The 13,801-nt window shown below is 58.7% G+C and carries 13 protein-coding genes; 2 read left to right on the top strand and 11 right to left on the bottom strand.

The genetic code is table 11. From position 1 onward, the window contains the following. Nucleotides 1-281 precede the first annotated feature (281 nt). The 11 genes from QRT08_RS15485 to QRT08_RS15535 form a co-directional block, all read right to left on the bottom strand. Nucleotides 282-479 carry a hypothetical protein gene (locus tag QRT08_RS15485; protein WP_286046954.1) on the bottom strand — a complete coding sequence of 66 codons (198 nt, stop codon included), beginning with the start codon at nt 477-479 and terminating at the stop codon, nt 282-284. Nucleotides 480-632: 153 nt separating this feature from the next. Further along, complete coding sequence (locus QRT08_RS15490; protein WP_286046873.1) at nt 633-1,328, bottom strand: glycoside hydrolase family 3 protein; 696 nt, start codon at nt 1,326-1,328, stop codon at nt 633-635. Further along, a complete protein-coding gene (locus QRT08_RS15495) occupies nt 1,325-2,458 on the bottom strand; it encodes a glycoside hydrolase family 3 protein (RefSeq protein WP_286046874.1) in 1,134 nt (377 codons plus the stop codon). The genes QRT08_RS15490 and QRT08_RS15495 overlap by 4 nt, the downstream gene beginning before the upstream one ends. Before the next feature lie 295 nt (nt 2,459-2,753). Beyond that, entirely contained in the window at nt 2,754-3,041 is a 288-nt protein-coding gene (locus tag QRT08_RS15500; protein ID WP_286046875.1) for a hypothetical protein, read from the bottom strand. Between the two features lie 74 nt (nt 3,042-3,115). After that, complete coding sequence (locus QRT08_RS15505; RefSeq protein ID WP_286046876.1) at nt 3,116-3,922, bottom strand: class I fructose-bisphosphate aldolase; 807 nt, start codon at nt 3,920-3,922, stop codon at nt 3,116-3,118. Then, nucleotides 3,919-4,944 carry a zinc-dependent alcohol dehydrogenase family protein gene (locus QRT08_RS15510; RefSeq protein ID WP_286046877.1) on the bottom strand — a complete coding sequence of 342 codons (1,026 nt, stop codon included), beginning with the start codon at nt 4,942-4,944 and terminating at the stop codon, nt 3,919-3,921. Before QRT08_RS15510 ends, QRT08_RS15505 begins: the two co-directional genes overlap by 4 nt. Then, nucleotides 4,941-6,101, bottom strand: coding sequence for an ABC transporter ATP-binding protein (locus QRT08_RS15515; protein WP_286046878.1), 1,161 nt, complete (start codon nt 6,099-6,101; stop codon nt 4,941-4,943). Before QRT08_RS15515 ends, QRT08_RS15510 begins: the two co-directional genes overlap by 4 nt. 4 nt (nt 6,102-6,105) lie before the next feature. Beyond that, entirely contained in the window at nt 6,106-8,325 is a 2,220-nt protein-coding gene (locus tag QRT08_RS15520; RefSeq protein ID WP_286046879.1) for a TrmB family transcriptional regulator sugar-binding domain-containing protein, read from the bottom strand. Nucleotides 8,326-8,327: 2 nt separating this feature from the next. After that, complete coding sequence (locus QRT08_RS15525) at nt 8,328-9,191, bottom strand: carbohydrate ABC transporter permease (protein WP_286046880.1); 864 nt, start codon at nt 9,189-9,191, stop codon at nt 8,328-8,330. Next, the gene (locus QRT08_RS15530; protein WP_286046881.1) at nt 9,184-10,119 is read right to left on the bottom strand and encodes a carbohydrate ABC transporter permease; all 936 of its coding nucleotides are present in this window, start codon (nt 10,117-10,119) and stop codon (nt 9,184-9,186) included. The genes QRT08_RS15525 and QRT08_RS15530 overlap by 8 nt, the downstream gene beginning before the upstream one ends. 13 nt (nt 10,120-10,132) lie before the next feature. Then, nucleotides 10,133-11,641, bottom strand: a complete 1,509-nt coding sequence (locus tag QRT08_RS15535) for an ABC transporter substrate-binding protein (protein ID WP_286046882.1) — start codon at nt 11,639-11,641, stop codon at nt 10,133-10,135. A 141-nt stretch (nt 11,642-11,782) separates the two neighbouring features. Between QRT08_RS15535 and QRT08_RS15540 the strand changes: the two genes are divergently transcribed. Continuing rightward, nucleotides 11,783-12,814 carry an NAD(P)-dependent alcohol dehydrogenase gene (locus QRT08_RS15540; RefSeq protein ID WP_286046883.1) on the top strand — a complete coding sequence of 344 codons (1,032 nt, stop codon included), beginning with the start codon at nt 11,783-11,785 and terminating at the stop codon, nt 12,812-12,814. A gap of 70 nt (nt 12,815-12,884) precedes the next feature. Next, a complete protein-coding gene (locus QRT08_RS15545) occupies nt 12,885-13,664 on the top strand; it encodes an SDR family NAD(P)-dependent oxidoreductase (RefSeq protein WP_286046884.1) in 780 nt (259 codons plus the stop codon). Nucleotides 13,665-13,801: the final 137 nt, after the last annotated feature.

The following is a 13,801-nucleotide window of genomic DNA, read 5'->3' on the forward strand; positions in this document are numbered from 1 at the left end:
GCGCCTCAGACGAGGAGTGTCAAGATCAGGACGCCAGCCACGCCGAACTCGGGGTTCCCCATCCAAATCGGGGAGATAACGACGAGAGCGTTGTAGAGTCGAACGAGAAGTACGAGACAACAGTGGTGACGAGTTCGCCGAACAGACCGGCGAGCGTCCCGATTGGATCGAAGCTACGCGCATTGTTTTCGGCGCTCGCCCTGCTGTCACCCCGTCGAAATCGCCTGGTGTCCGGGATTCGAGGCCGAGTGCCTGTGCCTTTAGGGGCGATCATCGGTGCCTCAGTTAATAGTCAGTATCTGATCTGATTCGGCATCGCCCATCGTAATCCGATACTCGCCTGGGAGCACTTGCAGTTCCTCCTGTGAGAACATATCACCCGGGACGGTGGCTAGCGGAGCAATAGAAGCCTTGACCTTCACGCGCGTAGACTTGCCAGAATCAAGTGACACTCTGTCATAGCCGATCACCTCCTTCATCGGTGAAGGGATCGCGCCGTGGCGTCGTTCGGCGAATACCGGCACGACATGGTCACCGGGTCGATCGCCCGTGTTCCTCACCCGCACTGAGACGGTGAATTGGTCGCTCGCTGCGTTCTGCGAGACGGTTGCGGGCGCGATCGAAACGTCATCTTACTCGAACTCGGTGTACGAGAGGCCGTGCCCGAACGGGAAGAGCGGTTCTTGGGATGAACTCGGGGGGTCCTCACCAGATCCGAAGATCGCCGTGGGGTAGGCGTTATGGACATTGAGGAGCTGTCCCGTCCCTGTTGGCCACGTGAATGGGAGCCGGCCGCCAGGATTCACCTCGCCAAACACCACGTCTGCAACAGCACTACCTCCTTCAGTGCCCGGCAGATAGCCCATGATCGCGGCCGGTAGACGATCAAATACGTCGCTCCCCCGCGGTCGACCGGCAAAGAAGACACCAGCATACGGCGTTCCTGCATCCTCAAGCGTTCTGACAAGGCGCTGCTGAGCAGCGGGCAGCGCGAGCGTATCAGTGTCACCGTGCTCCTCGGCATACGGTCGCTCCCCAAGCACGACTACAACGGCATCGGCGTCGGACGCAGCCTCGTGCACCGCGTCCTCGTTTTCGAACTCATCGATGCCTGTTGGCTCATGGACAACTGTCGTTGAATCGGAGACTGCTTCACGGATGCCCTCAAGGGGCGTGATAGCAGGTGGAAGCGTCTCTCCAACACCCTGCCAACCGAGCGTCCATCCGCCCATCATGTTCGCGACAGAGTCGCCGCTCGGTCCCGTGACCAGCACTGTGTCGACATCGGGATCGAATGGGAGCGTCCCGTCGTTCTGCAGCAGCGTCATCGAATCCGCTGCGCTATCGTAGGCGAGGTCACGGCCCCGCAGACGACCTCCGCGGCCGTCTCAGGGTCAGCGTAGGGATCGTCGAACAACCCGAGCGTCTCCTTGAACGCCAATATGTTACTAACAGCGTCGTCGATGCGCTCGGTTGGAACCGCACCGGCCTCAACCAGATCCCGAAGGTGCTGCTGGAACGTCTCAACGGAATCCGTCTCCAGCCCTGCGGCGGGTACCATGTACATATCGATGCCTGCGTTGATCCCGAGTCGAACGGCGTCTTTCACGTCCGCGACGAACTCGTGAACTTCGACCATGCGGTAAAAGTCGTGCCAGTCACTGACGACCATCCCTTCGAATCCAAGCGTGTCACGGAGGATGTCTTCGAGCAGTTCCTCCGAAGCATGGGCGGGGACGCCATTGACCGATCCACTGTTGACCATCACTGTCTCGGCACCGGCCGAAATGCCCGCATGAAACGGTGGTAGATGGATGTTCCGGAACGTTCGGTAAGGGAGTAGGGCTGGTGTCCTGTCGTTTCCGTTCCGGGGTTCGGAATAGCCGGCGAAGTGTTTGAGCGTCGCACCAGCGCACTTGTGCCCATTTTCCGAAGTTTCGTACCCGCGGACTTTCTCCGCAACCATCTGAGCGCAGAGGTATGGGTCCTCGCTGAAGCCCTCCCAGAACCGACCCCAGCGCGGATCCCGTTGGATGTCGGCAACCGGTGAAAACGTCCATGGGTATCCCGTTGCCCTGAGCGTCGACGCGGTATGCTCGGCCGTCCGGCGGGCGTACTCTTCGCTCCACGTCGTGCCTAAGCCGTTGTTGTGCGGGAAGATCGTGGCGCCATCGAGGTTATTGTTACCGTGAACGGCGTCGATGCCGAACACGGGAGGGACATCGTGGGCCTGTGTCTCAATCGCGGTATCGAGTAGTTCGTTGACGTCTTCGGCGAGCTGGCTCGGGTCGTCGGTAGTCGCGTACATGAGTGACCCGGGCTGGTATGTCTCAAGGAACGACGCTGCGTCATCACCTACTTCGACGGCCGAAACCTGCGTCATCTGGCCGATCTTCTCCGCCAGACTCATGTCTTCAACCAGTTTCTCTACCTGCTCGCTGGTTTCCTTTTCCCGCATCTATTCCAGCGAGAGGTAACCGCTTAGCGCAGTCGTCAGGCCTATTCCTCCGGTCGCTGTCAGAACCCGACGCCGTGTCGGATCCACGTCCCCTTCGGTATCCGTCTTCTCGTTCATGATGGATTTGTCTAACTACTATGTGTTAAATATTGACTTATATTGTAAAATATAATATATATCTATTCGGTTGTAAGAATCTCGGTCTGTATTTAGGTGAAACCAGATCGATAAACAACAGTTACTTCGATCGAACAGGTGGGGACTTCGGAGACAGTGGCGTAATCACTCAATTCGCTTATTTTGCACAGTCCTTGAGGAAATTGAATGAGATCGCGCTCGTCACGCGGGGTGCGAGCGAGTGCGATTCGGTGGTGGTCACGCAGTTCGTCCCGGTATTCTTCTGCAGGGATACTATGCGTCCCACCTCAAGGGACAAGAACGACTGGATTGGGAGTTTCACATACTGATCGACTCCTGGATCGAGTAGGTAGATCAGCGCCTCACCGTCTGAACTAGTCTCCTTGAGCGCTTTCTCGCCGGTCCCGGATCCGTAGCGCTGCCAGAGACCCCGGAAGCCTATCATCGGCGGTGATCCGTTCTCAACGACAGGATGGATCGACGGATACCGTATGGTCCAGATCCAGTTGATGTAACGGGTTAGGCTCTCCAGACCGCGTCAACGGTCGCCTCCTCATGGACGATTTCCCGCAGTGCACTGACCACCGCGGCAGGGTCTTCCGTTTGCCAGATGCTTCGCCCGACAATTAGTCCGCGCGCTCCGGCATCCATCGCGTCCGAAACATCGCCAAGCAGGGCGCGGACCGATCCGGAGGACGGTCCACCGAGTATCATGAGCGGTACTGGAGCGGTATCGACGATCGGCTTGAAGCTCTCTACATCGCCTGTATAGGGGACTTTGAGAATATCTGCGCCGAGTTCCCACCCGATACGGGCTGCGTTCGCTACGTACTGCGGGTCGGTCTCGAACCGAGAGGGGATCTCGTTACCCCACATGACCGTCTCGACGATATGGGGAATGTCAGTCCCACGCAGCTCCTCTGCGAGATCGGTAATATACTCGACGTTGCGCTCGAAGGCGCGGCGGTTCTGTCGTCCGAAGGCGAGGACTGATTTCACGCCGACCGGATCGATCTCACAAAGATGATCGGTGGAAAACGCACGCTGCTGGACCCAGGTTCCGATATCCTCCCCGGGTTGGCTCGATGGGGAAACGAAGTCCGCAGTGAGGAGGACGTCCGTTTTGCTACGGGCAAGGATATCACCATAATGTTCGGCGAAATGCGGGCCTACGAGGACGCCATCGGGCCGGCCCGCCAGGACCGATTCGAGCGTCGACTTGGGGTCCTCGAACTGCTCAACGGCACCCATGTTGATGCCGTGATCAAGCGCGACAACGACGCTCCTCTTGGACGGCGTATCAAGGAGATCCCACGTCGTATTCATACGTCTTTCCCCGGGCGAACGATCTTCTTCAATCCTTTAGCGTTGGCCATCCGATCGAACGCCGTTGGCAGATCACCGAGGCTAATCTCCTCAGTAATGAGCGTATCTGAATCGATACGCCCCTGCTTAAGCAATGAGACGGCTCGCTCGAAATCCTCCGTGGTGAGCGCGTAGGTCCCGCGTAGATCGATCTCGTTGAAGTAGATGTCAAAGGGATTGAGCTCCATCGTTGCGTCCTGATCTGGGACGCCGAAGATCAGCGTATTGCCTCCTTTCGCAGTCATGTCATAGGCCTGTTCGATAGTGGGAACCTTGCCGACAACCTCGACGCCGATATCAGCGGGTCCGATTGTCTCCTTGACGAACTCCACGGGATCTTCGTCAGTCGGATCAACAACGTGATCCGCTCCGAGTTCGCTTGCCAGTTCGCGTCGATCGTCGTCGATCTCGGAGACGACGATTGGACTAGCGCCGCGATTACGGAACGTCTGTAAGAGTAGGAGTCCGATGGGGCCGGCCCCAATCATTGCGACGCTATCGCCTTGTTCGATGTCGGTCTGTCTCACCCCATGTACGCAACAGGCCAGCGGCTCGGCCAGCGCTCCCCGTTTAAAGGGCATGTCTCCGATGTCCTCGACGTTTGTCTTCGGAACGCGGACGTATTCAGCGAACGCCCCGTCGAGAATGGTTTCGCCTGCACCACCGATGACGGTATTGTTCTCACAGAGATGTGTCTCGCCGCGTTTACAATACGAACATGCATTACAGGGGATTGTCGGGTTAATCGCAACGCGGTCGCCCGATTCGAACCCCTCTGCGCGGGAGTCGACAATCGTGCCGGCGCTCTCGTGGCCCAGTACCAGCGGGGTATCGACAGCGAACGATCCGTGGTACATATGGAAGTCTGTCATACAGACCCCACAGGCGCTGACCTGGACGAGTACCTCCCCGTCCTCGGGAGTTGGTTGTTCGCGTTCCTGTACTTCCATTTCTCCGACATCAGTAAGTGCTGCGGTTTTCATTGTGCTGTCACCGGTTGTTTGTGGATAGCTGCGTCCGTTTCGCCCTGTGATTTGATCGTCTGTCCTTCGTGATCAAAGAGGTGGAATGCACTCGAATCAAACGTGTACCGGAAGTCCTCACCGGGTGCCGGTTCATAACTTGAGTCAACGCGAGCCGTCCATTCCTCTTCGGCGACCGTGAGATAGAGGTAATTGTCACTTCCCATTGGCTCAACGACCTCAACCGGAGCTGACTGAACGCGGTCACCTTCGGTCTCATCGGTCACATGTCGGATATCCTCAGGTCGTACGCCTAAGATCAGCCGCTGACTGGTTTCGAGCCCGAGACGTTTCTCGAAGTTTCCGAGCGGATACGACAGAATCTTCTCGTCGGCGTCCGCGACGAGATATTGGCTGCCGTCTCGCTGCTTGACGGTTACGTCGAGGAAATTCATCGATGGCGAGCCGATAAAGCCCGCAACGAATCGGTTCGCCGGATGATCGTACACTTCGTTTGGCGACCCGACCTGTTGGAGTTGTCCATCGTTGAGAACAGCGATGCGATCACCCATCGTCATAGCCTCCGCTTGGTCGTGGGTAACGTAGATGGACGTCACGTCGAGCTCCTGTTGGATACGGGTGATCTCCGTCCGCATGTGGGTCCGAAGCTTCGCATCGAGGTTCGAAAGCGGCTCGTCGAACAAGAACGCCTGGGGTTCGCGGACGATCGCTCGTCCAAGTGCGACGCGTTGTTGCTGCCCACCGGAGAGTTCTTTTGGCTTGTCGTTTAGAAGCTCCGTGATCCCCATCATTTCGGCGGTCGACTCGACGCGCTCGTTGATCTCCTCGTCTGGCAGGTCGGTCGACAGTTGCAGGCCGAACCCCATGTTCCGTCTGACGGTCATATGGGGATACAGCGCGTAGTTCTGGAACACCATCGCGATGTCCCGATCACGCGGATCGAGGTTGTTCACTCGCCTGTCGCCGATCGTCACGTCTCCGCTCGTGACCGTTTCGAGCCCGGCGATCATCCGTAGGGTCGTGGATTTCCCACAGCCGGATGGCCCGACGAGCACGAGGAACTCCCCGTCCTCGATCTCGAGGTCGAGGTGATCGACGGCGACGAGATCGCCGTCGTTGAACGTTTTCAGTACGTCGTTGAGTGTGATTCGTCCCATGGTTCTAGTTGAATTTGATGTCGTACGTATCGACGAACGTCCGCAGTTGATCGTACGTCGGTGGGTCGCCGTTTCGAACGAACCAGCCGGCGAGTGCGTTGCCCAGGATGAGCTGCTCGCCGCCGGCGAGGCCGTTGAGCTGTGCGAGGATCAGCCCGGCGTTGAAGTGATCGCCGGCGCTAGTCGTCATGATCGGATCCGTCGTTCGGGGGATGTCCGTTCGGAAGGTCTCGTCGCCGTCGACGAGGACCGACTCGACGGGGGAGTGGCCGACAAAACGGCTCACGCCGAGTTGCTCGCGAGCGACCGTCGCCGCGCTTCGAAGCGACCGTTCCTGATCCTCCGACGCCGAGAGGTTCGCTAGCGCCATCGTCTCGCCGCGGTTCGCGCTAAACGTAACCGGGACCGTCTCGTCGAGGCGCCGAAGCGAGGTTAAGCCATCACGGAGATGCTCCCTCGACAACTGGCGGATGTCGGCCGGATCGATGAATACCGAGTTCGGTGGGTCCGACAGAAGCGGCCAGAGATCCGTTCGGAGGCCGTCCCAGATAGTCGGCATCATCGGAAGAAACGCCCAGTAGCCGAGGCCGAGCAGGTCGGTACCGTCGACCGTCTCGGCCACGGTCTCTACTCCGACCTCGGAGCAGATATGGTCCCAGTCGACCGTCGAAAGCGAGCCGGTCTCCTGAAGCATTAGTTTCCCGTCGTTGAACTCGACGGCATCCGTAATCGTCGGCTCGCCGAACGAGTGTAACTCGTATTCGCCGAACTCCTCACGGAATTTCTCGTGTATCGGCTGGCCGAACGCGCCGATCAGCGTCGGCGTGTGTCCGAGCGTCCCGAACGCCCGCGAGAGATGGGCGGCGTGGCCACCACACCGGGTGCCGACCTGCAACCACTCGTTGGTAAACGACGTATCCGAGGCGGCCGACGTCCGGATCCGGTCGCCCAGCTCTTCGAGGTGATCGAGCCGGTCGTACTCGTCCGGGCCGTGTCGTTCGTCGACCATCTGACGGACGTTGTCGACCATCCCATCGAAGCCGAACGTCACCTCGCTATCGGCGAGTTCGTCGGGCAGCGACGCCAGACAGGTGGCGAGGTACTCCGCAGTCTCCTCGTCCATCGACTGTGACGGCTGGCGTGTCTCTCGCTCGTAGACCGTCAGCCGCCTGCTTCCGTAATCCTCGAGCGTTGCCTTCCAGCCACCGACCGTTTTCGTTCCCGGTTCGTCGTCGATATCGAGTTCGAGATACGCGCGCACGTCGAACGGCGAATAGTAGTAGCCGGTGACGACGCCGCGCTTGACGACCGGTTCGCTAGTTTCGGTACCGTAACTCTCGAACTCGACCTCGAAGGATTCGACGGGTCGCGATTGAGTCACCTTCTTGAGATCGGCCAGACAATCGCGCATCCGGAGGTAGCGTTTCGGGAATGTGACGTCCTCTTCGGCCCCTCGAACGGGTTTCGCAAGCGACCAGATCGAGACGTCTAGAAACCGATCGAGGAGGAACGCGAGCTCGGGGTTCGTGATCCGGAACCCCTGCTCTTGGGTCGCCATGCTGGTCGTGGAGGTGTCCGTCCAGAAGAACGCCTCCCGCCGGTCGCTCGTGACGACCATCGATTCGTTGCTCTTGATGCCCCGAACCCGGTCGACGTCGTCAACGATCCGCGTCGGCAACTCGACAGTGTCCCCGTTGATGTGTTCATCGTCGAGGTTCGAGACGACGAGCTGGGTACGGACGTCCGTACACGCGGCCAGGTCCTCGCGGAACGTCTCGATCTCCCCGAGTGGCGCCAGCATGAAGACGCTCTCGTTCGCCTCCGTGATCACGTTGCGAACGTGCTTCTTGATCGACGCCCGGCTCTTGAACAGATTGACCCCACCGTGGATCCCCTCGATGGTCTGGTAAAGTTCCTTCAGTTCGTCTTCGGCGTCTCTGAGCCGGTTGACCAGCGGATCGATCGTCTCGGTCGGATCGATCGCATAGGCCTGCTGGGGATAGTCGTCGATGATCTCGACGAACCCCTCGTCGCGGAGATCATCGACGACGTTGTAAACTCGCTGTTTCGGGACGTCACAGTTCTGCGCGATCTCCGTCATCGTCTGTTTCCCGTATCTGATCAGCGTGAGATAGACCTCCGCTTCGGAATGGGACATTCCGACGTTTTCCTCCAGAGTCGCCCGGAGATCGGTCCGTCCGAGCGAGGGGCGCGATCCGCTCATGATTACTGTTTCATCGCCCCCATTGTGAGACCGCTGACGAGGTAGTTCTTCACGATCAACCCGAAGAGGACCATTGGCGTCAGGATGACGATACCGATCGCCATCACCTGCCCCCAGAGAGTACCTGTTTGTGTGACGAGCTGTGCGGCGGCGACGGGGATCGTCTGTGTCTCATTGTTGGTGAAGATGAGCGCGAAGAGAAAGTCGTTCCATGCGAAGACGATCGAGATGATCGCGGTCGCGCCGATGCCGGGCAACACCAGCGGCAATGCGACCTTATAGAACGCCTGCCACTGGGTGGCACCGTCGATACGTGCGGCCTCTTCGAGGGCCTCCGGAACCTCATCGAAGAACGACCGCATCAGCCAGATGGCAAACGGGAGGTTGAACGTGGTGTACGCGATCACCAGCCCGAGCCGCGTGTTCAACAGTCCCGCGAACTGATAGAGGAGGTACAGCGGCACGATAACGACCGCGATCGGTGCCATCCGGGTGCTGATGATCCAGAACGCGAAATGCTTCTTGCCCTTAATTCGGAGCCGGGAAAGGCCGTACCCACCGAGTGTCCCAAACGTGATGGCGATCGCCGCCGATGCGATCGAGACGATGGCGCTGTTGAGGAGATATTTCGTCAACGGGTTCGACCCGAACAGGAGCTCCTGGTAGTACTGCAGCGTCGGCTCGAACAGGAGCTGCGGTGGCATCTGGAACATGCCGGAACGGACCTTGAGCGAGGACAGGAACATCCAGACGATGGGAACGAGCGTCCAGAGAATGAACAGCCCCAGGATGGTGTAGATGCCGAATCGCTGGAGGTACTCGCGCACGCCCGCGCCGTCTTGGCCCGGATGGGTAGCGTTACTCATCGCCGGCACCCCCCATGACGGATTCGACGAAGAAGATGCCAAGCAGAATCGTTGCCACGAGCATGACGGTCCCAAGGGCTGCGCCGTACCCGAGGTTGTAGAAGCGCAGCGCCTGTTCATAGACGAAAAAGCCGATGATCTTCGTCGAGCTGGCGGGACCGCCGCCCGTGGTGATGAAGATCTTCGTGAAGTACCGCATCAGGTCCATCGACCGCAGCAATAACGCGATAGCCAGCGCCGGCGTCAGCATCGGGAGCGTCACATACCGGAACTCCGACCAGAACGTCGCACCGTCCACACGGGCGGCCTCGTACAGTTGCTGTGGAATCGACTTGAGCCCGGCCAACACGATCAGTACGACGAGAGGCGTCCATTGCCAGGTGTCCATGACGATGACCGCGATCAGCGCGCTCGGGCGCGATCCGAGCACGGGTCCCCCCGTGGCGAGCCCGACCTGATTGAGCAGCCACGTGTAGAGCCCGAACGAGGGATCGAGGAGGAACTGCCACAGCAGTCCGACGACGACGGGGGCGATCATCATCGGCATGATGATGATCCCTGTCAGGACGTTCTCGCCGCGTGAGACGCGGTCCAATAGCACAGCGATCGCCGTACCTAGCGTGATTTGGATGGAAAGGGCTCCGCCGACGTAGAGCACCGTTACCTTCCACGAATTGATGACGGCATCGTTAAACATCGCTCGGTAGTTCTCAATTCCGACGAACATGGTCTGCTCGCCCGGGAGAACGGACATCTGCATGACCGAAAGCCAGAGCAACGCGACGAGCGGGACGATGCTCAAGATCCCGAGGACGATGACGCTCGGCGCGAGCAGGAGCGTCTCGAACGAGACCGGTAGCCGCTGGACGAGTCCGCCGGACTCCTCGGGCTCTTCGCCCACGTAGACGTTCGATTGTTGTGTTGCCATACCTTCTAATGATTTATTGCAAGGTGTTCGACCAACCGTCGTCAACGGCTTGCATCGTCTCCTCGGGCGATTTGTTACCAGCAATCATTCCCGAGAGTTCGGAGTAGAGCACCTCGTTGAGTTCCAGCCATCGCGGCGGTTTCGGTCGCATCCCGACGTAGTCCGCGGTCCAAGCCTCCTGGACTGGCGGAACGACGTTGGGGTACTCGCTTTCCTCGGTCGGTTGTTCCGCAGCCTGCTGGACCTCCTCACGTTCGTAGACGGAGTGGCGCGTCGGTGTCCCGCCCGCCATCTCGAGCGCGCGCATTTGGACCTCCGGGGAGGTCGCCCAGACGAGGAACTCCCACGCGGCCGCCTTCTCGGCGTCCGTGGAGTAGCCGTTGATAGCGAGGCCGGCCCCGCCATAGAGATTCACGGGCCGGTCGGATCCCTGGGGGAGCAACGCCCACCCGACGTTTTCGCTGACCTGGCTATCGTCCGGGTTGGCGAACATGGCGTTGAATTCGTGCCACTCGGGCGTCATCGCGATTTCGCTCTGGGCGAAGGCTTGACCGACACCGTCCCACGTCCACGACGTCGACCCAGGGTGAGCGATGTCAAGCAGTCGATTGTAGAACCGTGCGGCCTCGACGCCGTTTTCTCCCGAGAAGTTCGGCTGGGGATCGTCGGGCCATTCGTCGTCCATCCGACCGGAGAATCCTTCGACATCCTCGCCCCCATAGGCCCAGAACACGTTGTGGAAGTCACACTGTAGCGAGTCGTGTTGTTGAGCCTGATGTCCCGTCCCGTATTCGACTTCGTCGACGTTCTCGTTGATCCATTCGGCCATCTGATAGTACTCTTCCCACGTCCGTTCCCGGCCAGGCTCGAAGGGGAAGCCGAGATCGGATTCCGCTTGGTCCCCGTAGTTCTCTACGATGTCCGTCCGATACGCCCACAGCATGGTCGGACAGTCGTACGGAAGGCCACGGAGGTACTCCCCATCGCCGAAATACCCACACGCATCGAGGTGACTCTCGATGAAGTCGTCGATGCCGTTCGGGATATCCGCGTGCTCGTCGGACTCGATGTACGGATCCAACGGCTCCATGTCCGGATAGTACCGTGAACTGACGACATACGGGTCCGCGTAGAACACCTGAATGTTCCCGGACTGGCTGTTGATGTCGCTTGCCAGCCGCTCGGAGTAGTTCTCGAACGGGGTGAGGGTGATATCGACCTCGATCCCGGTTTCCTCGGTGAACTCGTCGATGATCTCGTTGATCGCCACGCTGGGTGGCGTCGACTCCGAAATGAAACTGATCGAGGAAGCCGGCTCTACATCCGATGGCGCGGACGCTTCCCCGTCATCGCCACCGCCCATACAGCCCGCAATGGACGCGATCCCGATCGCACTCCCTGTCTGAATGAATGTTCGCCGATCGACGCGTCGGTTGCCATGCCTTGTCATGTCAAACTCTACTGGACAACTATAATCATGCTCATTAATAAACTTTATTTCCATTATAATCAAATAGCTCATAGAAGTCTATAGAGGCTATACGCTGTTTTAACTTCATATTTCGTGGTGTAAAAATAGAAAATAAGATTTCATGATGTGTATTAAATATTCTCGGTCGTTCAGCCCCTACATTTTTATTGTATGGTAGTTTTTGACAGCCTGATGCGTTCAGCAGTACTCGCGGACATCGGAGAGTTCCAGATCGAAGAACGGGAACGTCCTGCTCCCGGTCCCGACGAGGTTCTGGTCCGGATACGGGACGTGGGTATCTGTGGATCGGACGTTCACTACTACGAACACGGACGAATCGGCGACTACGTCGTCGAGGGCCCGCTCGTTCTCGGCCACGAAAGCGCCGGCGAGATCGTTGAAACGGGCGAGGCAGTGACGGGGCTTGCCGTCGGTGATCGCGTCACGCTCGAGCCGGGCGTTCCGTGTCGTCGGTGTGCCCACTGTAAGCGTGGGGATTACCACCTCTGTGAGTCGGTGACGTTCATGGCGACGCCGCCGCATGACGGGGCCTTTACCGAATACGTCTCGTGGCCGGCGGACTACGCCTATAAACTGCCGGAGAACGTTTCCACGCGAGCAGGAGCGCTCTGTGAACCGCTTTCCGTCGGTATTCACGCCTGTCGACGCGGTAATGTCGGAACAGGTGATACGGTGCTCATTACTGGGGCCGGGCCGATTGGCCTGCTCACGATGGAGGCCGCCCGTGCCGCGGGGGCGACGGACATCCTCATTACGGATGTCGTCGCTGAGAAACTCGAGTTCGCGAAACAACGCGGCGCTGATTACGCGATCGATGTGAGCTCAACCGATCTCACGCCTGCCGTCGATGAGGCTACTGACGGGATCGGCGCTGATGTCGTCATCGAAGCGTCCGGAGCCGAACCGTCCATCCAATCGACGCTCGATGGCGTTCGGCGCGGTGGCACTATCGTCTTCGTCGGGCTCGCAAGCGAGGCGGAGATTCCATTGGATGTCATCGATATCATCGATAACGAACTCGACGTCCACGGCTCCTTCCGCTATAAGAACACCTACCCCGCTGCGGTGGATCTTCTCGCCGACGAGGTCGTCGATGTCGAGGGGATCATCGACTTCGAAACGGGTCTCGAATCGGTCGATGAAGCGTTCCAGCGCTCGATGGAGCCCGAGATCGTCAAAGGCATGATTTCGATCAATGACTGATCGCTTCGAGTATCGGTCTGAGCGCATGTCGCGAATCGGAACGGCGCGATTACACCAGATCTAGAATCCCATGTCTGTTTTGGATACATTCCGTCTAGACGGAGACACAGCGATCATAACCGGTGGAAACCGTGGCATCGGAAAAGGGATCGCCAGAGCGCTTGCCGAAGCTGGTGCTGACATCGTTGTAGCGAACCGGGATGCGGACTCAGGGGCTGCAGCCATCGAGGAAATCACCGCCGAGACCGGCGTCGATGGGGTAGCCATCCCAGTCGACATCACCGACGAAGCGAAAGTGGAAGCATTAGTTGAACAGGTGTCCGCCGAATTCGGTTCTATCGATATTCTCGTCAACAATGCTGGGATTACCTATAACGTTCGGGCCGAGCAGATGGAGCTCGACGACTGGGAGCGGGTTATCGACATCAATCTGACCGGTGTATTCCTCTGTGCGAAGCACGTCGGGATCGACATGATCGAAAACGACGGCGGTTCTATCATCAATATCTCGTCGATCTCCGCGTACATCGCCAATCATCCACAGCCACAGGTCGGCTACAACGCATCGAAAGCCGGCGTGGAAGGCCTCAAAACGCAGTTAGCGTCCGAATGGGCGAAGTACGGAATTCGTGTCAACAACATTAATCCCGGCTATATCCGGACGGATATGGTCAAAGACGTGCTTGAGAACGATCCGAAGATGGCGGCCGAATGGAAGCGGGAGATGCTTCTCGAGGATATGGCGGACCCGGATTCGATTGGAGCGTTAGCCGTCTATCTATCGTCCGACGCGTCTTGGTATATGACTGGCGAGTCGATCTCCATCGATGGCGGATATACGGTTCGCTGAAGTCCTTCTTCCGACTAGGTGGGTTCTTACGATGACGACGAAGATCGTCTATGGAGTCACCTGATCGGCTGTTAGGGTACTAAAACCGGCCGGGGAAGCCGGTCGAACATTTCATCGGTACCAAGCAGTTCGTTATA

The organism is Halalkalicoccus sp. NIPERK01 (assembly GCF_030287405.1).
Lineage (GTDB): Archaea > Halobacteriota > Halobacteria > Halobacteriales > Halalkalicoccaceae > Halalkalicoccus.

Bases quoted from the DNA above. Each gene is read 5' to 3' on its own strand.
- QRT08_RS15485 (WP_286046954.1), bottom strand. From the start codon at position 479: ATGAAGGAGGTGATCGGCTATGACAGAGTGTCACTTGATTCTGGCAAG.
- QRT08_RS15505 (WP_286046876.1), bottom strand. From the start codon at position 3,922: ATGAATACGACGTGGGATCTCCTTGATACGCCGTCCAAGAGGAGCGTC.
- QRT08_RS15545 (WP_286046884.1), top strand. From the start codon at position 12,885: ATGTCTGTTTTGGATACATTCCGTCTAGACGGAGACACAGCGATCATA.
- QRT08_RS15520 (WP_286046879.1), bottom strand. From the start codon at position 8,325: ATGAGCGGATCGCGCCCCTCGCTCGGACGGACCGATCTCCGGGCGACT.
- QRT08_RS15490 (WP_286046873.1), bottom strand. From the start codon at position 1,328: ATGACGCTGCTGCAGAACGACGGGACGCTCCCATTCGATCCCGATGTC.
- QRT08_RS15530 (WP_286046881.1), bottom strand. From the start codon at position 10,119: ATGGCAACACAACAATCGAACGTCTACGTGGGCGAAGAGCCCGAGGAG.
- QRT08_RS15500 (WP_286046875.1), bottom strand. From the start codon at position 3,041: ATGATAGGCTTCCGGGGTCTCTGGCAGCGCTACGGATCCGGGACCGGC.
- QRT08_RS15525 (WP_286046880.1), bottom strand. From the start codon at position 9,191: ATGAGTAACGCTACCCATCCGGGCCAAGACGGCGCGGGCGTGCGCGAG.
- QRT08_RS15540 (WP_286046883.1), top strand. From the start codon at position 11,783: ATGCGTTCAGCAGTACTCGCGGACATCGGAGAGTTCCAGATCGAAGAA.
- QRT08_RS15515 (WP_286046878.1), bottom strand. From the start codon at position 6,101: ATGGGACGAATCACACTCAACGACGTACTGAAAACGTTCAACGACGGC.
- QRT08_RS15495 (WP_286046874.1), bottom strand. From the start codon at position 2,458: ATGCGGGAAAAGGAAACCAGCGAGCAGGTAGAGAAACTGGTTGAAGAC.
- QRT08_RS15535 (WP_286046882.1), bottom strand. From the start codon at position 11,641: ATGAGCTATTTGATTATAATGGAAATAAAGTTTATTAATGAGCATGAT.
- QRT08_RS15510 (WP_286046877.1), bottom strand. From the start codon at position 4,944: ATGAAAACCGCAGCACTTACTGATGTCGGAGAAATGGAAGTACAGGAA.